Annotated in this window: 15 protein-coding genes; 5 read left to right on the plus strand and 10 right to left on the minus strand. The window is 64.4% G+C overall.

The genetic code is table 11. From position 1 onward, the window contains the following. Window positions 1-691: 691 nt before the first annotated feature. The 3 genes from IAG25_RS15415 to IAG25_RS15425 are packed head-to-tail and all read right to left on the minus strand — an operon-like array spanning window position 692 to window position 3,101. Window positions 692-1,174 (minus strand): hypothetical protein, encoded by a 483-nt coding sequence (locus tag IAG25_RS15415; protein ID WP_187605641.1) that lies wholly within the window; start codon window positions 1,172-1,174, stop codon window positions 692-694. A gap of 39 nt (window positions 1,175-1,213) precedes the next feature. Beyond that, window positions 1,214-1,777, minus strand: coding sequence for a peroxiredoxin (locus IAG25_RS15420; RefSeq protein WP_035509179.1), 564 nt, complete (start codon window positions 1,775-1,777; stop codon window positions 1,214-1,216). A 25-nt stretch (window positions 1,778-1,802) separates the two neighbouring features. After that, complete coding sequence (locus IAG25_RS15425; protein ID WP_187605642.1) at window positions 1,803-3,101, minus strand: EAL and HDOD domain-containing protein; 1,299 nt, start codon at window positions 3,099-3,101, stop codon at window positions 1,803-1,805. A gap of 460 nt (window positions 3,102-3,561) precedes the next feature. On the opposite strand from IAG25_RS15425, the gene IAG25_RS15430 reads away from it, so the two are divergent. Both IAG25_RS15430 and IAG25_RS15435 read left to right on the plus strand, forming a co-directional pair. After that, window positions 3,562-5,448, plus strand: coding sequence for a putative bifunctional diguanylate cyclase/phosphodiesterase (locus IAG25_RS15430; RefSeq protein ID WP_187605643.1), 1,887 nt, complete (start codon window positions 3,562-3,564; stop codon window positions 5,446-5,448). Between the two features lie 143 nt (window positions 5,449-5,591). Continuing rightward, the gene (locus IAG25_RS15435; protein WP_187605644.1) at window positions 5,592-7,064 is read left to right on the plus strand and encodes an HDOD domain-containing protein; all 1,473 of its coding nucleotides are present in this window, start codon (window positions 5,592-5,594) and stop codon (window positions 7,062-7,064) included. 35 nt (window positions 7,065-7,099) lie between these two features. On the opposite strand, the gene IAG25_RS15440 is transcribed toward IAG25_RS15435, so the two are convergent. Both IAG25_RS15440 and IAG25_RS15445 read right to left on the minus strand, forming a co-directional pair. Then, the gene (locus IAG25_RS15440; protein ID WP_187605645.1) at window positions 7,100-7,543 is read right to left on the minus strand and encodes a hypothetical protein; all 444 of its coding nucleotides are present in this window, start codon (window positions 7,541-7,543) and stop codon (window positions 7,100-7,102) included. Between the two features lie 157 nt (window positions 7,544-7,700). Continuing rightward, window positions 7,701-9,365: a methyl-accepting chemotaxis protein gene (locus IAG25_RS15445; protein ID WP_187605646.1), complete on the minus strand. Its 1,665-nt coding sequence runs from the start codon at window positions 9,363-9,365 to the stop codon at window positions 7,701-7,703. A 344-nt stretch (window positions 9,366-9,709) separates the two neighbouring features. On the opposite strand from IAG25_RS15445, the gene IAG25_RS15450 reads away from it, so the two are divergent. Further along, window positions 9,710-10,966, plus strand: coding sequence for an MFS transporter (locus tag IAG25_RS15450; RefSeq protein ID WP_255503735.1), 1,257 nt, complete (start codon window positions 9,710-9,712; stop codon window positions 10,964-10,966). Between the two features lie 76 nt (window positions 10,967-11,042). Here the strand turns inward: IAG25_RS15450 and IAG25_RS15455 are convergent, their stop codons facing one another. The 5 genes from IAG25_RS15455 to IAG25_RS15475 form a co-directional block, all read right to left on the minus strand. Beyond that, window positions 11,043-12,935 (minus strand): propionate--CoA ligase, encoded by a 1,893-nt coding sequence (locus tag IAG25_RS15455; RefSeq protein ID WP_187605647.1) that lies wholly within the window; start codon window positions 12,933-12,935, stop codon window positions 11,043-11,045. 95 nt (window positions 12,936-13,030) lie between these two features. Further along, window positions 13,031-13,480 carry a hypothetical protein gene (locus tag IAG25_RS15460; protein WP_222946526.1) on the minus strand — a complete coding sequence of 150 codons (450 nt, stop codon included), beginning with the start codon at window positions 13,478-13,480 and terminating at the stop codon, window positions 13,031-13,033. A 26-nt stretch (window positions 13,481-13,506) separates the two neighbouring features. Then, a complete protein-coding gene (locus IAG25_RS15465) occupies window positions 13,507-13,728 on the minus strand; it encodes a hypothetical protein (RefSeq protein WP_187605649.1) in 222 nt (73 codons plus the stop codon). 118 nt (window positions 13,729-13,846) lie between these two features. Next, window positions 13,847-14,599: a 5'-methylthioadenosine/adenosylhomocysteine nucleosidase gene (locus IAG25_RS15470; RefSeq protein ID WP_187606115.1), complete on the minus strand. Its 753-nt coding sequence runs from the start codon at window positions 14,597-14,599 to the stop codon at window positions 13,847-13,849. A 2-nt stretch (window positions 14,600-14,601) separates the two neighbouring features. Beyond that, entirely contained in the window at window positions 14,602-16,965 is a 2,364-nt protein-coding gene (locus IAG25_RS15475; protein WP_187605650.1) for a UvrD-helicase domain-containing protein, read from the minus strand. A 195-nt stretch (window positions 16,966-17,160) separates the two neighbouring features. Between IAG25_RS15475 and IAG25_RS15480 the strand changes: the two genes are divergently transcribed. Both IAG25_RS15480 and galU read left to right on the plus strand, forming a co-directional pair. Beyond that, complete coding sequence (locus IAG25_RS15480; protein ID WP_187605651.1) at window positions 17,161-20,028, plus strand: valine--tRNA ligase; 2,868 nt, start codon at window positions 17,161-17,163, stop codon at window positions 20,026-20,028. A 78-nt stretch (window positions 20,029-20,106) separates the two neighbouring features. Beyond that, window positions 20,107-20,988: a UTP--glucose-1-phosphate uridylyltransferase GalU gene (gene galU / locus IAG25_RS15485; protein WP_035509203.1), complete on the plus strand. Its 882-nt coding sequence runs from the start codon at window positions 20,107-20,109 to the stop codon at window positions 20,986-20,988. The last annotated feature ends 65 nt before the right edge of the window (window positions 20,989-21,053 follow it).

Here is a 21,053-nt window from a genome sequence, read left to right on the forward strand (position 1 = left end):
AAAGATACGAGCTCGAGGCTCAGTCAACTGTCCGGGTTCAAAGCGGTAAGAAGAAGCGGCGCCACCAGCTTTCTTTCGGGCTGCGAGCCCATGTAACACAAACGGGCTACCGCTTCGGGTGAGCGGAAGAGATCAGTTTCCGCCCACCTGGAATCAATATACAAGTAACCAAAGAAAGCAGCTCGTCGAGGCCCGCGGTCACACGCACGTTGGCCATGCTTGCCAGCCGGAAGTGGCACTCGCCTAAGTGTGGCTCTCATAGGCCCAACCGGGCTTGGCTCGCGCACGGTCTGCCGCACCAAATGTTTTGGCGTGCTGGTTCAGCACCAAATAGCTTCGGCACAGCGCTACGCGCTGCCGTTGGGTATGCGAGGGAAACCGCCGGAGAAGAAGCACACGCAAACCCGATTGACCGAACGGCCGCGAAGCGGGCCGGAGCTATTTGGTGCTGAACCAGTGAGTCAAGCGGCGCGATGTGTCAGACCGTGCGCGAGCCAAGCCCGTAAGTCCTTCGAGGGCGACACTTAGGCGAGGGCCACCTCGAGCTGGCAAGCATGGCCAAACTGCGTGTGACCGCGGGCCTCGACGAGCTGCTTTCTTTGGTTACTTTCTTTGCAGCAGCAAAGAAAGTGACTGCCGCCCCGCACAGGGGCAACGCTAATAAACCAAAAAGAAATCGGGATCCGGCGAATCAAAGCCTCTGCTGCGTCGCAAGCGACAAAATACGCGCCCACTTGCGCGCCTCTTCGCGATCACGCATCGGCAGATTCCACGCGCCGTGCTTGGCATCCTGCACATCGAGCACGACCTGCCACACACCGCTCCCACCACCCGGCTCCTGCATCCGCGCCCCGCGCAGGTCCGCGAAGATATAACTGCCGCGCTCGTCACCGACGCGCACATCACACAGACGCTTGCCCGCCGCGACCCGCACGCCGCCCCAGTCGGTCCTGAGCTCGTGCGTCCAGTCGCCGCTCTCGCCCTTGCGAAGGTTCGGCGCGATCTCGCGGCGGCTCGCGAGCCAGCGCATCACGCCCGCGGCGATCGCGAGCAACACGACGATCGCCACAGCAACGGCCACGCCCAGCCCGAAATGCGCATGAAGCGCGTTGAACGACCATATCGCGCCGTAAATCAGCAACCCTAAGGCGATCAATCCGACGACGATGGGCATGGCGTCTCCCGCGCGCTCAACCGGTGAAACCGAAACCTATCACTGCGCCTTGTGCTTCGCATTCCAGTCACGCAGCGCCTGCAGCGTGTTCGCGACATGCTGGTCCGGCGACAGGCTCGTGTACTCGTAGATGACCTTGCCGTCGGGCGCGATCACGTAGGACACGCGATTGGCCATCGTGCTTTTCATCGGCATGGAGGCGTCGTAGGAGCGGATGATCTTCGAGTCCGCGTCCGCCGCGACCGGGAACTTGCTGCGGCACTCGCTCACGGAGAACTTCTTCAACGTATCGATGTTGTCATGCGACACGCCGATCACCGTCGCGCCCTCGGCCTTGTACTGATCGACCGCTTCGGCGAATTCGTGCGCCTCGATCGTGCAGCCCTTCGTGAATGCCGCCGGGTAGAAGTACAGCACGACCGGGCCCTTCCTGAGCGCGTCGGCGAGCGAGTAGTCGTAGACGTTGCCGCCGAGCGATGCCTGCGCGGTGAAGTCGGGCGCGGCATCGCCGGGCTTGAGCGTCGCGCCTGCCGTGAGCGAATGCATCGCCGCCGCGATCACCAGGGCGCCACCCGCCGTAAAGCTGAGAATCCTGCTCTTCATGCCCGCTCCTTTAGATGATCTCGTTCTACGCGTCGTCCGCGCCCTGATCCATGCGATGTCCGGCAAACCACGCCGCCGCGTCGAACTGCAATTTCGCGAGCACGGCGGGCGTGAGCACGTCGAGCGATGGCTGCGCGTGCCGGCTCGCGTCGATGGCGGAACCATCGCCCCGCTCCGCCGCCCGCGCGATGCCGAGCAGCGCGCCGAGCGGCCCGTCGCCCGCCAGAATCGCGGTGCGGATTTCCGCCGCCAGATGCAGCTTATCGAGAATTTCCGCCGGCTGCATGTCGAGCACGACATGCACGAGCGAGAAGATGCCCGTCATGAACGCGGCATCGGAGAAGGCTTCGTCGGCGGGACGCAGCGTTTCGGCTGCGAGCTCCAGAAAGCGCGCACGCGTGCCGACGAGTTGCAGAAGCGGATCCGAGCGCCACGGCAGGCCGCTGCCGTCCGCGTACAAAAGCAACTGCGTCCAGCGCATCAGCTGGCGCGTGCCGGTCGCCGCGATCGCCTCGCGCAGCGACGACACACGCCGCCCGCGCGTCTGCGCACTCGAATTGGCGAGGCGCATCAACTGCACGACGATGTCCGGATTGCGCTTCAACTCCGCTTCCAGTTCGCGCAGGCCCGGCTCGCCGGCGAGCACGGCCATGAGTCGCAGCAGCGAGCCGCGCGCGGGACTGGCGCGACGTGCCGAGAGCACCTGAGGCCGCGCGAAGAAATAGCCCTGGAAGAAGTCGAAGCCGAGCTTCCTCGCCTGCGTGAAGTCGTCGGGCGTCTCGACCTTTTCCGCCACCAGCAGCTTGCCGCGCCGTTTCACCGCCGCCGCGAGTTCCGGCAGATGGTCATGATCCGCCGCCAGAAAATCGACCTTGACGATATCCACCGAGGGCAGCGCGGCGAGCAGCGCATCGTCGAGCCGCACGACGTCGTCGAGAGCGAAGCGAAAGCCCGCGTTGCGCAGTTGCGCGCAGCGCTTGAAGAGCGAGTCGTCGAAGGTGATGTTTTCCAGCAGCTCCAGCACGAAGCGCTCGGGCTGCATGATGTGGACGATGTCGTCGAACAGCAGCTCGCGGCTCATGTTCACGTAGCCCGGATGCGGCCCGAGCACGGCCGGCACGCCGATCTCGCCGATCGTGCGCGCGACGACATGCGCGGTCGCCTGCACGTCGTCGTGAACGCGCGCGCGATTGTCGGGGCTGTCGCGAAAGAGCAGTTCGTAGGCGACGAGTACGCCGTCGCCGTCGAGGATCGGCTGACGCCCGACATAGACGCTCTGTCCGCGCCGCGCGGGCGCCGTGCGCTTCAGGGACGAATCGGGCATGACGAAGACCGCTCAGGGACGCGCCGCGGCGCTGTGAAGCTCTGCATGAAGGCCGGCTCGGAGGTTCGGGCCATGACGCAGGCCGGCAGCATAGTGGATTCGATCATGGGGCGAACGAGTCGAACGGAATTCTGGTGGTCAACAGCGCGCCGAAGACCCGGCATCGCTCGCAACTCGCGGGAAACCGTGCTTGCTGGAAACGCGCCACTGTACCCGAATTCGCCTGACGAGATAATATGAAACCTCATATCGACAATTCCTGGACAATCTTGATCCCCGAAGGGAATTGTTGCACCTGCGTGGCCCGTTAAAGAAATCCCCTGCAAGGCCGATAACTCGCCTGATAGAGCGTGTCGCGCGCGTCGCGGCACGTCCCGGCCGGAACCCGCGAGTCGCGGCGTTTCGCGCGCCGCCGTTCGCCCGACGCGGGCGAGCGCAGCCGCCAGAACCCTACGAGACCATGCAAGCGAACCGGATCAACGTCTCCCGCCGCACACCGTGGCGCATCGCGCTCGATGTGCTCGCGCGCGCATGGGGAAGCGCCGCGCGCGAGCGGCACGACAGCGCGCCCGACTCGCATCCCGAGGCGAGTCCGCCGTCGTTGCCCGGCGATGTCAACGACAACACGGCATCAGCCGCAACCGTCGCGCCCGCTTTGGCCGGCGCGAGCGAAGCCATGCTCGGCGCGGTCGATTTCCTCGCGCAGCTCGACGACGCGCTGCGCTTTCAGTATGTATCGGATGCGAGCATCGAGTTCATCGGCTATCACCGTGACTATCTGCTCATGCTGACGCTGCACGATCTCGTCGCGTCCGAAGAGGCCGACGAGCTGCACGCGCTCGTCGCACGGGCGCGCGCGAGCGGCAAGCTCGAATCGGCGACGCTGACCGTCGTGAAGTCGCTCACCTATCCGATCTGCGTCGAGCTGCGGCTCGTATCGACGGCCGCGCGCGGCACGCCCGGCTTCGCGCTCGCCGCGTTCGACGTGACGCACTGGCAGGAACGCGAAGCGTCGCTCACGCACACGCTCAACCACGACGCGCTCACCGGCCTCGACAACCTCGTCGCGCTCAAGACGGCCATCAGCGCGGCGCAGGACGAAGCCGAGCTGATGCGCACGCACGCCGGGCTCGTGCTGCTCGACATCGACGATTATCAGCGCATCAACCGCGCGCTCGGCTACGACGCCGGCGACGAACTCCTGCGCGAGACCGCGCGGCGCATCCAGCACACGGCCGGGCATGGTGAACGCGTTGCCCGCGTGGCCGGCGACGAATTCGCCGTGCTCCTGCCCGCGGGCACCACGGCGGAACTCGCCGAAAGTCTCGGCCGACGCCTGCTCACCGCGATCGCGCAGCCGTATCGGCATCGCGGGCAGCACACGCATTTGTCGGCGAGCGTGGGCGTCGCGCTGTATCCGGATCAGAGCGGCAAGAGCGCGAAGAACGGCGCGCAGACGAGTCTTTTGCGCATGGCCGATAACGCGCTCGCGCAGGCGAAGGAATCGGGCGGCAACGCGCTCGTCTTCCATACGATCGACGACAACCCCGCCGACGCCGAGCGCCTGAAGCTCGAAGCGGATCTGTACGAAGCCGTGCGCAACGGCGAGTTCTCGCTCTACTTCCAGCCGATCACGAAGATCCGCACCGGCGCGGTGGTCGGCGTGGAGGCGCTGATGCGCTGGAATCATCCGGTACACGGGCTCGTGCCGCCGTCGACGTTCATTCCGCTCGCGGAATCGATCGGCCTCATCAACTATCTGGGCAACTGGGTGCTGAAGGCCGCGTGCATGCAGATCACGCAGTGGGATGCGATCGGCATCCGGCTCGACTACGTGTCGGTGAACGTGTCGCCGCAGCAGTTCCGCGACAAGCGCTTCACCGCGGCGGTGAAGGAAGCGCTCGCGCTCACCGGCATCGACGCGCGCCGGCTCGTCTTCGAGATTACCGAGAGCCTCCTGATGCACGATCCGGAAGAAGCGACGCGCCTTCTGGAAGCGCTGACGTCGATCGGCATTCGTTTCGCCGTCGACGATTTCGGCACCGGCTATTCGAGCCTCGCCTATTTACAACGTTTTCCGCTCTCGAAGCTCAAGATCGACCGCAGCTTTGTCGAGAACCTGATTACGTCCCGCAACAACCGCGCGATCGTGAGCGCGGTCGTCGGGCTCGCGCAGTCGCTCGGGCTGGAACTGGTTGCCGAAGGGGTCGAAACGGAGGCGCAGCGCGACTTGCTCGCGGACCTCGGCTGCGATCATATTCAGGGCTGGCTCATCAGCCACGCGTTGCCGTCGGACGAGCTGGCGCGCTCGTTCCAGTCGAATTCGCTGGTGTTGCACGAGTCGTGACGAGCGGGCGATGTTCGCGTTCTGATCGAAGGACGCGCCGTAACTCCCTAATAACGTGTACATTTCGTTGTCAGGGCGGATTGAACTTGCAGGGCCGCCTCGGGTTAGCCGTCGCGTAACGAACAGGCTTTTAACTTTTAGCAATGGCACGCACCAAGGCCGAACTACTGGACAAGCTGTGGGCGCGCATGAGCGAGCGCGGGGACTTCCCCATGCTGTCTCAGGCGCTGCGCACCACTGTGTCCGCGATGAACGACAACGACCTCGACTTCACGTCGCTCGTGCATGTCGTGCTGTCGGACGTCGGCCTCACGCAGAAGGTGCTGCGCCTCGCCAATTCGGCGATGTACATCGCGTTCGGCGGCAACATCACCACCGTCACGCGCGCGCTGATGGTGCTCGGCATGGACGCGGTCGGCCATCTCGTCGTGGGACTGAAGCTCGTCGATCACTTCCATCAGAGCGCGCCGCGCCGTATCGACGCGAAGCTCGAACTGAACCGCACCCTGCTCTCGGGCGCGGTCGCGCGGCAGCTCACCGAGCACAAGGATCTGCGCTCCGCCGAGGAAGCGGTCGTCTGTACGCTGATGCGGCAGATCGGCAAGCTGCTCGTCGCGTTTTATCTCGAACACGAGTGGGATCAGTTGCGGCGCAAGGCGGCGTCGGAAAACATCCCGGACAGCGACGCGTGCGCTGCGCTTCTGGGCGTCACCTTCGACGAAATCGGTCTCGAAGCCGCGGATCGCTGGCGGCTGCCGGAAACGATCCGCGAAGGCATGCGCGCCACCGATCCGAACGCGCCCGTCGATGAAACCGTGCCGAAGCACGTGCGCTGGCTGCGCGCCATCTCCAACTATTCGACCGAAGTCGCCGACGCGCTCACCGCGCAGAACACCGCCGTGGAAGGCCGCGAATCGGTGCTCTTCGATATCGCCAGCCGCTATAGCGGACCGCTCAAGACCGACGCGGACACCCTCACCGCGATGAGCCTTGCGCTCGCGAACGAAGAAGCGAGCGACGGCGTGATCCGCGAAATCTCCGAGCTGCAGGCGAACGCCGATGCAATGGCCCGCGCGAAGGTATCGGCGGAGGCGCGCATCGGCGCGAGCGTGGAGGACTTGCGCTCGTTGCCGACGAAAAATGCGCTCGCGCCGGCGCTCGCGCTGGCATCGGAATCGATTCTCGGGAGTCTGCATCTGTCGCGCACCGTGGTGTTCGTGCGCCAGGCCAACAACGAGTTCCAGGCGCGTCTCGCGCTCGGTGGCGGCGTCGAGCCGATGCTGCCGCAACTGCACTTTTCCGCGGAGTTCCGGCCCGACGTATTCCATCTCGCGATCACGAATCCGGTCGGCATCTTCATCGAGAACGCACACGATGCGCGTATCGATGCGCGCCTGCCGCGCTGGTACAAGGACACGCTCGGCGAGGCGCAGGCTTTCGTGCTGCTGCCGGTGAAATCGAACGATTCGACCGTCGCGCTCATCTACGGCGACTGGACGTCCCCGCAGCACGTGCGCAAGATCTCGGCGCCCGAGATGAGCGCGCTGAACGAGCTCACGAAGGAGCTGAGCCGTTTTTTCCTTAGCGCGAACTGGAAGGAAGTCGAGCTGATCTGACCGGCTTCCCTCCTGCGCGCATCAGCCTTTCTGCCTCATTCCCGCTTCAGGATCGCCACGGCCTGATCGCCGTATCGCACGATATAGCCGCCGTGCGCGCGCTGCCATTCGAGCGCGTCCTCCTCGTTCGCAAACCAGTTCTTTTCATAGTCGTTGAACGCGCCCGCGTCGAGCCGATAACGGTCGATCGCCGCGCCCGGCTGCTCGTCGATATCGAGCTTGCAGGCGTCCCAGCTCGCGTAGCCGAGTTCGGCGGCGAGCATCGCAAGGAGATGCTTCAGTTGCAGATCGTCGCGGATCGCGTGCAGGTCGGCGAGACGTTCTGCGCGCGTGACGCTTGCCGCGAGCAGGCGGCGCAAGACGGGCATGGATGCGCTCGTGTCGCCGTCGCGCGCATGGCGAAGCAAGCGCCGCGCGTGTTCGCGCAGAAAGTCGCTATTGGAAACGGAAGAAGAGATCGGACAGGATGTTGACCACATGACGTTGTTCCTTTGTTGCGCCGTTCTCGCTGCGGCTATAAAGGTTCGACGATGCGGTTCGATCCAAAATTGATGTGTTGCGTGGCAGATGCCCAAGACTTTCGCGAGACCGGGCGCCCTGCCGCGCCCGTCCGCGATTCTATATCGATGTCTTGCGTCAGGCCAAATGGAATTTGCCGACCAGCGACTTCAACGCGCGCGCCTGATCGTCGAGAGATTGCGCCGCCGCGGCCGCTTCTTCGACGAGCGCGGCGTTCTGCTGCGTGTTCGCGTCCATCTTCGTGACCGCTTCGCCGATCGACTCGATGCCCGTCTTCTGCTCCGCCGATGCCGCCGAAATCTCGCCCATGATGTCGGTGACGCGGCGCACCGCCTTCACGACTTCCTCCATCGTGGCACCGGCTTCCTGCGCGTAGGTCGAGCCGTCCGACACGCGCGACACCGATGTACCGATCAGCCCTTTGATCTCTTTCGCCGCCGACGACGAGCGCTGCGCGAGACTGCGCACCTCGCCCGCGACGACCGCGAAGCCGCGCCCCTGCTCGCCCGCGCGCGCGGCTTCGACCGCCGCGTTCAACGCGAGGATGTTGGTCTGAAACGCGATGCCCTCGATCACGCCGATGATGTCGCCGATGCTCTTCGCGCTCGCATCGATACGCTGCATGGTCTCGACGACGCGGCCGACGACCGCGCCGCCCTTCTCCGCGATCGCCGATGCGTTCGCGGCGAGCGTGCTCGCCTGCTTCGCGTTGTCCGCGTTCTGACGAACCGTCGACGTAAGCTGCTCCATGCTGGCCGCGGTCTTCTCCAGCGCGACCGCCTGCTCTTCGGTACGGCGCGACAAGTCGACGTTGCCCGTGGAAATTTCGCTCGACGCCGATGCGATCGCCTCCGCGCTCGCGGCGATATCGCCGACGGTCGACGAAAGGCCCGCCTGCATTTCCGCGAGCGCGTGCAGCATCGAGGCATCGTCGCGGCGCTTGAGCCTGACCGGATACGCGAGATCGCCCGACGCGATGCGCCGCGCGATGTCCTTCGCATACCCGGGCTCGCCGCCGAGCTGTCCGGCGAGGCGCCGCACGACCCATTCGGAGACGACGATCGCGAGCACGAACAACGCGAGCGTCAGCCCGAGCACCATCACGAACGACGAGTGGAAGATGAACGCGGCGGAATCGATCGTCGCCTTGGCCGCGGCGCCGCGGCGCGCGACGAGATCGTCGACCATCTTTTCGAGCTTGCCCGTTTCGACGAGCAGCGACACGTCCTGCGTGCCGACTTGCCAGTTCATCTGCGAGAGATCGAGCGGCTGCTCTTTCACGAGCTTGACGAAGGTGCGCAGGTTCTCGCTCCACTTCGACAGCGCGGTGGAGAAGCTCTTTTGCTGCACGAGCGCGTCCTTGTCGGCGTGATCGATATATTGCCCGAGCTGCGCCTGCTCACGGCCGATGTCCGCGAGCGACTGCTCGATCTGCGCGCCGAGATCGTCGCGCTCTTTCGCCGTCGATGCGGTCAACAGCATCTTCTGCGAGCGGCTCGCGCGCAGCAGATAGCCGCGCGTTTCCTCGGCCGCGCGGCTTGCGACATAACCTTGCGTGTAGATGGATTCGGTCGCGCCGTTCAGACGGCTGATCTGCGTGAGCGAAATCGCGCCGATGGCGAGCGTCCCCGCGAGCACGAGTCCGAACGCGAGCCTGAGCGATGCCTTGACGGACAGCGCGCGCTTGGTCGTGCGCTCGCGCGCGTGTTCTTCGGTTGCCGCGGCGTCGGTGCGCGCCACGAAGCCCGCGTCTTTTGCGGCGCGTAGCGAAAGCAGTTTCATCGATCGTTTCCCCGATTTGATCTGCGGACTGAGCCGTCGTGCGGCAAGTCCTGGCCTGGTCTGGTCTCCCCACCGGAGTACGGCAGGTTTGTCGGCTTTCTTGAGCCTTTTTATCGGAAAGCGAACATGCGTTCGCCCGCCGTGCTTGTTATAACCGGCCAAAAATGGTTGCGTAAGACGAAACAACGGGGATGGCAGCGCTTATCCTGTCCGATTCGCGACAAAGCTTGGCAGGACAACGTAACGGGGACATCCTAAACTTGTCAGAAATTCAGCCTGCGCATAAATGCCGCACTGAAATGGACCAAAAACCGGGACTTTTTCGCTTTCATCAGCCATTCACCATGCAAACGAGCATCGACAAGGGCGCTTTGTCGCCTTCCGGCGCATCGGCCGGCGCAACGGCCGCGGGTTCCGCGACCACGGGCACGCAACGCACCGTTTATTCCGTTCTGGGCGCGATCAGCTTCTCGCACCTTCTGAACGACATGATCCAGTCGCTGATTCTGGCGATCTATCCGATGTTCAAGGCCGAGTTCGCGCTCTCGTTCGGACAGATCGGCCTCATCACGCTGGTGTATCAGGTCACGGCTTCGCTGCTGCAACCGCTCGTCGGCTTGTACACGGACAAGCACCCGAAGCCCTATTCGCTGCCGGTGGGCATGGGCTTCACGCTATCGGGTCTCTTGCTGATGTCGATCGCGGGCAATTTCGGCACGCTCCTGATCGCGGCGGCGCTGGTCGGCTGCGGATCGTCGGTGTTTCATCCGGAGTCGTCGCGGGTTGCGCGCATGGCGTCGGGCGGCAGACATGGGCTCGCGCAGTCGCTGTTTCAGGTCGGCGGCAATGCGGGCTCGTCGCTCGGGCCGCTGCTCGCCGCGCTGATCGTCATTCCGCATGGACAGAAGAGCATCGCGTGGTTCTCGGCGGCGGCGCTCGTCGCGATGTTCGTGCTCGCGAATATCGGCCGCTGGTACAAGCGTCATCCGGCGACGAAGAAGGGCCGCGCGCAGGTCGCGCACGCGACGCTGCCACGCAACAAGGTCATCATGGCGATGAGCGTGCTCGTGCTGCTCGTGTTCTCCAAGTATTTCTATCTCGCGAGCATCACCAGTTACTTCACGTTCTATCTGATCAGCAAGTTCGGGCTGTCGGTGCAGGCCGCGCAGATTCACCTGTTCGTGTTCCTCGCGGCGGTGGCGGCGGGCACGATCATCGGCGGGCCGGTCGGCGACAAGGTCGGGCGCAAGGTGGTGATCTGGGTGTCGATTCTCGGCGTCGCGCCGTTCACGCTGTTGATGCCTTATGCGAATCTGTTCTGGACGGGCGTGTTGTCGGTGATCATCGGGCTCGTGCTGGCCTCGGCGTTCTCGGCGATCCTCGTCTATGCGCAGGAGCTGATTCCGGGCAAGGTCGGGATGGTCGCGGGCCTGTTCTTCGGCTTCGCGTTCGGAATGGGCGGCGTTGGCGCGGCGGTGCTCGGGCATCTCGCCGATGCCACCAGCATCGATTACGTGTACAAGGTCTGTGCGTTCCTGCCGTTGCTCGGCGTGCTGACGGTGTTGCTGCCGAAGACGCACGAGGTACACGCGAAGGGCTGATCGCGATACGTTGTGATGCGTCGCGGCGGGCGCGCCGGTTCTTTAGCGGACCGCGCGCCCGTCGCGTTTTCGGCGCTCAGTTTCCCAGCGCTTCCCTCACCTGCATCAGCGCGCCCGGATCCTCGATCGTCGGCAGCTCGCCCGGATCGCGCCCTTCGGCCAGCGCGGCAATCGCTCTTCGCAGCAACTTCCCCGAGCGCGTCTTCGGCAGCATCGTCACGAAATGCACGCGGGCCGGACGCGCGATCGCGCCGAGTTGCGAATCTACCGCGTGGCAAAGCTCCGCCTCCATGCCCTCGCGCGCGCCCGGCGCGTTGATGCGATCCGCATCGCGCAGCACGACGAACGCCGCGGCAGCCTGTCCCTTCACCGGGTCCGCGATACCGACGACCGCCACTTCGGCCACAGCCGGATGCGCCGACAACGCCTCCTCGATCTCGCGCGTCCCGAGCCGATGCCCCGCGACATTGATCACGTCATCGGTGCGCCCGAGGATCGACACGTAACCGTCTTCGTCCTGCACGCCCCAGTCGAAGGTCGAATAGACCATCTGGTTCGGCACGCTCTCCCAGTAGGTATCGATGAAACGCTTGTCGTCGCCCCAGACGGTCTGCATGCAGCCCGGCGGCAACGGATACGACAGCGTGACGACGCCCTTCTCGCCCGGCGCGCACTCATCGCCTGTCGCTTCGTTGCGCAGCTTGAGGTTGAAGCCCATCGACGGCACGCCCGGCGAGCCGAGCTTGGTCGGCAATTCCTCGATGCCGCGCGGTATCGCGATCATCGGCCAGCCGGTTTCCGTCTGCCAGTAATTGTCGATGACCGGCTTCTTCAGCGCGCTCTGGATCCATTGCGCGGTCGGTTCGTCGAGCGGTTCGCCCGCGAGAAACAGCGCGCGCAGACTCGACAGATCGTATTTCTCCATCAGCGCCGGGTCCTGCTTCTTGAGCACGCGGATTGCGGTCGGCGCGGTGAACATCAGGTTGATTTTGTACTGCTCGACGAGCCGCCACCAGATGCCGCCGTCGGGACGGATCGGCGTGCCTTCGTACATCACGGTCGTCAAGCCGGCAATGAGCGGCGCATAGATGATGTAGCTGTGCCCGACGACCCAGCCGACATCCGATGCGGTGAACATCGTGTCGCCCGGCGCGCCCCGAAAGATGTGCTCCATCGACGCGGCGAGCGCCACCGCATAACCGCCGACATCGCGCTGCACGCCTTTCGGCCTGCCCGTCGTGCCGGACGTGTAGAGCACGTATGAAGGCTCGTTGGATTCGAGCCATTCGCAGGGCACGTGAGCATCGAAGAACTGTTCGCGCAGCGGCTCGTAGGAGACGAGATAGCTCGCCTGCAAACGCTCGGGCGCGAGCTGCCGGTCGATCAGCAGCACCTGCGGCACCTTGTATTCGGCGCGCGACAGGGCTTCGTCGACGAGCGGCGTGTAGTCGATCACCTTGCCCGCGCGCGCGCCGGCATCGGCGGTGACGATGAGCGCGGGCTCGGCGTCATCGATGCGCGCCGCGAGATTCGGCGCCGCGAAGCCGCCGAACACGACCGAATGAACCGCGCCGATACGCGCGCACGCGAGCATCGCGAAGAGCGCTTCGGGGATCATCGGCAGATAGATGAGCACGCGGTCGCCCTTCTTCACATGCAGCGAACGCATGACGGCGGCCATGCGGTTCACTTCGGCATGGAGTTCGGCGTAGGTGTAGCGGCGCTCGATGCCCGTTTCCGTCGACACATAGACGAGCGCGTCCTGTTGCGCGCGCGACGCCAGATGCCGATCCACCGCGTTGTGACAAAGATTGGTCTTGCCGCCGACGAACCAGCGCGCGAACGGCGGCTTGCTGCGATCGAGCACCTGATCGAACGGAGTTTGCCAATGAATGCGTCGGGCCTGTTCGGCCCAGAATGCTTCGGGCTCGTCGATGGACCGTCGATACGCTTCCTGGTAAGTCGGCATGCGCGTCCTCTGCAAAACGGCGTTGGCTGGCCTCACAGAATAGAGCAGCCGACAAACCCGTGCTAGACAGGGCGCGCCCTGATCGATCGGATCGTTCAGATCGCCCGACTTCGCGTAGCGGGAACGGGCGCGGCCTCGGACGCCGAATGCTTCAGCAGCACCGGCGCGAGCTCGCCGGCGACCCGGATGCTCGACACGACGACCGTGCGCACGCCGCAGCCTTCGGTGAGCGCGCGCAACGCTTCACGCGTGGTGGCGCGCGCCGCGATGCGCGGCTCGATCACGATCAGGCCACGGCAGTACGCGGCAAGCATCGCGCGATGCGTGCGCATCCAGGCGGCGCGCAGGCGCGCGTCGTCGGCGGTTTCGTTTTCGTCGTGCTCGGCCACCAGCACGAAGGGCGTCGAGAGCGCCACGAGGCGCCGCATCTGCGTGCTCCACGCGAACGCGTAACCCGGTTTCACGGCGCGCGGACGCAGGCGCACGAGCGGGAAACGGCTCGCGTCGAAAAAGCGCGCGTCGAGCGCGAGCGAGGAAGGCGTCATGGATTTCGAAGTGGAATCGGCGGCGTTCACAGCGGTTTCGGGCTCCAGTAGTTCAGCGCGGCGACGAGCGACGACCAGCGCGAACGCCGCGGCACCACGCGTTTCTTCGGTTGCGCGACGCGCGGCGGACGTTGCGTCGCCTTCTTCGGCGCCTGAGCCGACGCCTCGTTCCACGCGCGGCGCGTCGTTTCGAGCACCTTGGCGGCGTTCGCCGAGATCATGCCGATGGCGGTGAAATCGTTGGTCATGTCGTCGGACCTCCCGTTTGCTCGATGACTGCCTCACGTCGTGCGAGTCATTGTATTGAGAATCATTCTCAACTACAAGCGGGATTTTCAGCGAGAGAACGTGGGCGCGGGCGGTGAATCAGGCCGCGTCGCGCAGAAACCGCGACAGGATGCCCGACGAGTAAGTCGCGGCGATCGAGGTGAGGAATTCGGCGAAGGATGCGGGCGCCGCGGCGTCGGCGGTATCGGAGATCGTGCGCACGACCGCGCACGGCACGTCGTGCTCGTAGCAGACTTGCGCGATGGCCGCGCCTTCCATTTCGACCGCGAGCGCGTCCGGCAATGCATCGCGCAACGCGAAGAGCGCCTCGTGGCTCGCGATGAAGCGATCGCCGCTCACGACCAGCCCGCGATGCACGCGCGGCGCGGCGACGGCGAAGCGTTCCGCCAGCGCGCCGCCTTCTTCGGCGATGAACGCGTCGGCGGCTGCGGCGAGCGCATCGGAAAGCGGGCGATCGGCGTCGAAGCGCGCGCGGTCGAGCAGCGGCACTTCGTAGCGCGGAAAGAGCGGCGACGCATCGAGATCGTGCTGCATCAATGCATCCGCGACGACGACGTCGCCCACCTGCACATCCGCGCGAACGCCGCCCGCGACGCCCGTGAAGACGATGGCATCGGCGTCGAAGACGTGGATCAGCGCGCTGGCGGTCGCCGCCGCCGCCACCTTGCCGATGCGCGCGAGCGTGACCACGACGGCCCGGCCGCGCGCATCGCCGACGTAGTACTCGCGCCGCCCGAGCGTGACCGTGCGAACCTCGCCCGCCGCCTGCATCTGCGCGATCAGGTCGCCCAGTTCCTGCGGCAGCGCCGCCATGATCCCGAGGCGCTTCATATTCATTCGACGGCCTGCAGCTTCGCAACCGACAACGCGAGCCACTTCTCGCCGTGGCGCTTGAAGCGCACCTGCGCGCGCGCATCGCCGCCGGAGCCTTCGAGCGCCGTCACGGTGCCTTCGCCGAACTTCGTGTGGAACACGGCCTGGCCGACCTTGAAGCCCGATTCGGCCGCGCGCTGCTGATTGGCGAACGCGGGCAGCGCGGCGCTCACCGCTTCATCGCGCGGATACGACGAACCGCCGCGCTCCTGTCCGGGACGCGCGAACCAGTCGCGGCCCCAGCCGGCGTTGTCGGCGCGTCCGCCCCAGCGCGCGCCCGCCTCGACCTTCGGCGTGAGCCACTTGAGCGAGCCTTCGGGCAATTCGTCGAAGAAACGCGAGCGGATGTTGTAGCGCGTCTGGCCGTGCAGCATGCGGCTCTGCGCGAACGACAGATAGAGCCGTTCCTTCGCCCGCGTGATCGCCACGTACATGAGACGCCGCTCTTCCTCCAGCCCGTCCGATTCCTGCGCGCTGTTCTCGTGCGGGAACAGGCCCTCTTCCAGCCCGGTGATGAACACCGCCGTGAATTCGAGGCCCTTCGCCGCGTGCACGGTCATCAGTTGCACGGCGTCCTGGCCGGCCTGCGCCTGGTTGTCGCCGGCTTCGAGCGATGCGTGCGACAGGAAACCGGCGAGCGGCGTCATCGTGTCGGGATTCTGCGCGGGGTCGGCGATGTTGGGCGCGTCGAGCACTTCGATCTCGCCGTCGTCGCTGACAATCTCCGGCACAGCCGTCGCACCCGGACGCAACGGAATCGAGCGCGCGGGCGTGTCGAGACCGTAGCCCTCCTCGCTGACGAATGCCGCCGCCGCGTTCACGAGTTCCTGCAAGTTCTCGAGACGGTCCTGACCTTCGCGCTCGCCTTCGTAGAACGCGGCGAGGCCGCTCGTGCGCACGACGTATTCGACCGTTTCCGGCAGGCTCATCTGCTGCGTCTCGGCGCGCATCTTCGCGATGAGCGTCGCGAACGCGCCGAGGCTCGAACCCGCCTTGCCGGTGACATACGGCACGGCGGCGGCCATCGAACAGTTATAGAGACGCGCGGCGTCGGCGACCTGCTCGATGGAACGCGCACCGATGCCGCGCGTCGGGAAATTGACGACGCGCGCGAACGCGGTGTCGTCGTTCGGATTGTCGATCAGACGCAGATACGCGAGCGCGTGCTTCACTTCCTGGCGCTCGAAGAAGCGCAGGCCGCCGTACACGCGGTACGGAATGCCCGCGTTCACGAGCGTGTGCTCGATGGTCCGCGACTGCGCATTGCTCCGATAAAGCACCGCGACCTCGCCGCGCGACACGCCCGTATTGATGAGCGCCTTGATCTCCTCGACGATCCAGCCCGCTTCCTGCGAATCCGTCGCGGATTCGTAGACGCGCACCGGCTCGCCGTGGCCGGCGTCGGTGCGCAGATTCTTGCCGAGCCGCCGCGCGTTGTTCGCGATGAGGTAGTTCGCCGTATCGAGAATATGGCCGTGCGAGCGGTAGTTCTGCTCCAGCTTGATGAGATTGCGCACGCGGAACTCGCGCTCGAAGTCGTGCATGTTGCCGACGTTCGCGCCACGGAACGCGTAGATCGACTGGTCGTCGTCACCGACCGCGAAGATCGCGTTGTGCTCGCCCGCGAGCAGTTTCAGCCATGCGTATTGCAGCTTGTTCGTGTCCTGAAACTCGTCGACGAGAATGTTGCGAAAGCGCGCCTGATAGTGCGCGCGCAGCGGCGGATTGTGCGCGAGCAGCTCGTAGCAGCGCAGCAGCAACTCCGGAAAATCGACGACGCCCTCGCGCTGGCATTGCTGATCGTAGGCTTCGTAAAGCTCGACGAACTTGCGATTGAACGCGTCGGTGGCATCGACGTCTTTCGGACGCAGGCCCTGCTCCTTCGCGTTGTTGATGAAGTACTGGAGGTTCTTTGCCGGATACTTTTCGTCGTCGACGTTCAGGCCCTTCATCAGACGCTTGATGGCGGAGAGCTGATCGGCCGTATCGAGGATCTGAAAGGTCTGCGGCAGGCCGGCGTCGCGGTAATGCGCGCGCAGCATGCGGTTGCACAGGCCGTGAAAGGTGCCGATCCACATGCCGCGCGTGTCGATCGGCAGGAGCGCGGAAAGGCGCGCCATCATTTCGCGCGCCGCCTTGTTCGTGAAGGTGACGGCCAAAACGGTCGGCGGCGACGCATAGCCCTGCCGGATCAGCCATGCGATGCGCGTAATGAGCACGCGCGTCTTGCCACTGCCGGCGCCCGCGAGAATGAGCGCGGGCTCGTTCGGCAGCGTCACGGCGGCGAGTTGTTCGGGGTTCAGATTCGCGAGCAGGTCGGGCATGGGAAAGTGCAGCGGCAGGAGAGCGGGCCAGAAATAATTCTGGCGACAGGCCGGTCATTATAAGACCGCGCCGATGGAGTCGCCGGCCGGCCAGAGGTGCGCGCCCACGGGCCGAATTCGTCCGACGTCGCGCGCGCAACCTTATAATTGGGGATTCCCCCGCATTTTTTCACGCATTTTTCGGCAGATTCCACAATGAGCGACAGCACGCTTGCGAAGAGCTTCGAGCCTCAAAACATCGAGTCCCAATGGGGCCCGGAATGGGAAAAACGCGGGCTTTCCGCTCCCACGTTCAAAGAGGGCGCGAAGAATTTCTCCATCCAGTTGCCGCCCCCGAACGTCACCGGCACGCTGCACATGGGGCACGCGTTCAATCAGACCATCATGGACGGTCTCACGCGCTATCACCGCATGCTCGGCGAGAACACGCTGTGGGTGCCGGGCACGGACCACGCGGGCATCGCGACGCAGATCGTCGTGGAGCGCCAGCTCGATGCGCAAGGCGTCTCGCGCCATGACCTCGGCCGCGAGGAATTCCTGAAGCGCGTCTGGGCGTGGAAGCAGCAATCCGGCTCGACGATCACGAATCAGGTGCGCCGCCTGGGCGCTTCGATCGACTGGTCGCGCGAATACTTCACGATGGACGACAAGATGTCGGCCGCCGTGCGCGACGTGTTCGTCACGCTCTATAAACAAGGGCTCATCTATCGCGGCAAGCGCCTCGTGAACTGGGACCCGGTGCTCGGCACGGCCGTGTCGGATCTGGAAGTCGTGAGCGAGGAAGAGAACGGCAGCCTGTGGCACATCCAGTATCCGCTGCCGGACGGATCGGGCCATCTCACGGTTGCGACGACGCGCCCCGAAACCATGCTCGGCGACGTCGCCGTGATGGTGCATCCGGAAGACGAGCGGTATCGGCATCTGATCGGCAAGACGGTCGTGCTGCCGCTGTGCGACCGCGAAATCCCGGTCATCGCCGATGAATACGTCGATCGCGAATTCGGCACCGGCGTCGTGAAGGTCACGCCCGCGCACGATTTCAACGACTACGCCGTCGGCCAGCGCCACAAGCTGCCGCAGATCGAGATTCTCACGCTCGACGCGAAGATCAACGACAACGCGCCCGAAAAGTATCGCGGCATGGACCGCTTCGACGCGCGCAAGGAAGTCGTGAAGGATCTCGAAGCGCTCGGCCTGCTCGAATCCGTCAAGCCGCACAAGCTGATGGTGCCGCGCGGCGATCGCACGCAGGTCGTGATCGAGCCGATGCTCACGGACCAGTGGTTCGTCGCGATGACCAAGGCCGCGCCCGAAGGCACGTTCAATCCGGGCAAGTCGATCACGGAAACGTCGCTCGATGTCGTGCGCAGCGGCCAGATCAAGTTCGTGCCGGAGAACTGGACCACCACGTACTATCAGTGGCTCGAAAACATCCAGGACTGGTGCATCTCGCGTCAGTTGTGGTGGGGGCATCAGATTCCCGCGTGGTACGGCGAGAACGGCGAAATCTTCGTCGCGAAGACCGAAGAAGAAGCCCGCGCCGATGCCGACGCGCAAGGCTACAAAGGCTCGCTCAAGCGCGATGAAGACGTGCTCGACACATGGTTCTCGTCCGCGCTCGTGCCGTTCTCGTCGCTCGGCTGGCCGAACGAGACGAAGGAACTTGACGCATTCCTGCCTTCTTCCGTGCTCGTGACGGGCTTCGACATCATCTTTTTCTGGGTCGCCAGAATGGTGATGATGACCACGCATTTCACCGGAAAGGTGCCGTTCGACACCGTCTATGTGCACGGCCTCGTGCGCGACGCCGAAGGTCAGAAGATGTCGAAGAGCAAGGGCAACACGCTCGACCCGATCGACATCGTGGACGGCATCGATCTCGAAGCGCTCGTCGCGAAACGCACGACGGGCCTCATGAACCCGAAGGCCGCCGCGCAGATCGAGAAAAAGACGCGCAAGGAGTTCCCCGAAGGCATTCCGTCGTTCGGCACGGACGCGCTGCGCTTCACGATGGCGTCGATGGCTACGCTCGGCCGCAACGTGAACTTCGACCTCGCGCGCTGCGAGGGCTATCGCAACTTCTGCAACAAGCTGTGGAACGCCACGCGCTTCGTGCTGATGAACTGCGAGGGTCACGATTGCGGTTTCGCGAATCCGGGCGCGTGCAAGCCGGGCGATTGCGGTCCGGGCGGCTACACGGATTACTCGCAGGCCGATTTCTGGATCGTGTCGCTGCTCCAGCGCGTGGAAGCGGAAGTCGAGAAAGGCTTCGCGGACTATCGATTCGACAACGTCGCGAGCGCGATCTACAAGTTCGTGTGGGACGAATACTGCGACTGGTATCTCGAACTCGCGAAGGTGCAGATTCAGACGGGCACGCCGGAGCAGCAGACCGCGACGCGCCGCACGCTGTTGCGCGTGCTGGAAACGGTGCTGCGCCTCGCGCATCCGATCATTCCGTTCATCACCGAGGCGTTGTGGCAGAAGGTCGCCCCGCTGACGGACGCGTTCCCGTCGGGTGCGAAGGAAGGCGAAGTGTCGATCATGACGCAGCCCTACCCGCGCGCCGCGCAGAAAAAAATCGACGAATCCGCAGAACAGTGGGCCGCCGAACTGAAGACTGTCATCGATGCATGTCGTAATCTGCGTGGCGAAATGAATCTGTCGCCCGCGGTGAAGGTGCCGTTGCTCGCGCACGGCGACGCGGCGCGCCTCTCCGCGTTCGCGCCGTATATCGCCGCCCTCGCGCGTCTTTCCGAAGTGAAGATCATCGACGACGAAGCCGCTCTCGACAAGGAAGCCCACGGCGCGCCGGTCGCGATCGTCGGCACGAGCAAGCTCGTGCTGAAGGTCGAGATCGATGTCGCCGCGGAGCGCGAGCGTCTCACGAAGGAAGTGGACCGTCTGACTGCCGAGATCGCAAAATGTAACGCGAAGCTCGGTAATGAAAGCTTTGTTGCAAAAGCGCCGGCGGCTGTCGTTGAACAGGAGCGCAAAAGGCTGGCAGAATACGGAACCACCATCGAGAAACTTCAGGCCCAATTATTGCGTCTGCCGGCTTGAATTGGGGGTTCGAATCATTTATCGATCCGTTCCGGTTGTCTCGACGTTTCAATGAATTAAGAGGATCAGGGTCATCACATGCTAAAAGTTACCAAAGCGGTTTTCCCCGTCGCAGGTCTGGGCACGCGGTTCCTACCCGCGACCAAGGCAAGCCCGAAGGAAATGCTGCCAGTCGTGGACAAGCCGCTGATTCAGTACGCGGTCGAAGAAGCGATGGCCGCCGGCATCACCGAAATGATCTTCGTGACCGGTCGCAGCAAGCGCGCCATCGAAGATCACTTCGACAAGTCGTACGAGATCGAAGCGGAACTCGAAGCGCGCGGCAAGGACAAGCTGCTCGAACTCGTGCGCAGCATCAAGCCGAGCCACGTGGACTGCTTCTATGTGCGTCAGGCCGAAGCGCTCGGTCTCGGCCACGCGGTGCTGTGCGCGGAAAAGCTCGTCGGCGATAACCCGTTCGCCGTGATCCTCGCGGACGATTTGCTGTACGGCAAGCCGCCCGTGATGTCGCAGATGATCGAAGTATTCGATCACTATCACAGCTCGGTGATCGGCGTCGAAGAAATCCCGGCGCAGGATTCGAAGTCCTACGGCGTCATCGACGGCAAGGAGTGGGAAGACAACATCTTCAAGCTGTCGGGCATCGTCGAGAAGCCGGAACCGGCTGTGGCGCCGTCGAATCTGGGCGTGGTCGGCCGTTACGTGCTCAAGCCGCGCGTCTTCGATCACATCCGCGCGCTGAAGCCGGGCGCGGGCGGCGAACTGCAACTGACGGACGCGATTCAATCGCTGCTGTCGGACGAGCAAGTGCTCGCGTACAAGTACCACGGCACCCGTTTCGACTGCGGCAGCAAGCTGGGCTATCTCAAGGCCACGGTGGAATTCGCGCTGCGTCATCCGGAAGTGAAGGCGGACTTCGAGGAATATTTGCGCAATCGCGCGCCGATTCTCGAAGGCTGAAGCCGCGCTGGCTAGCTAGCTGGCTGGTTCGCCTGAAAAAAATGCCCGTCACCTGCGTGACGGGC

The organism is Caballeronia sp. EK, assembly GCF_014384845.1.
In the GTDB taxonomy this organism is placed as follows: Bacteria; Pseudomonadota; Gammaproteobacteria; order Burkholderiales; family Burkholderiaceae; genus Caballeronia; species Caballeronia jiangsuensis.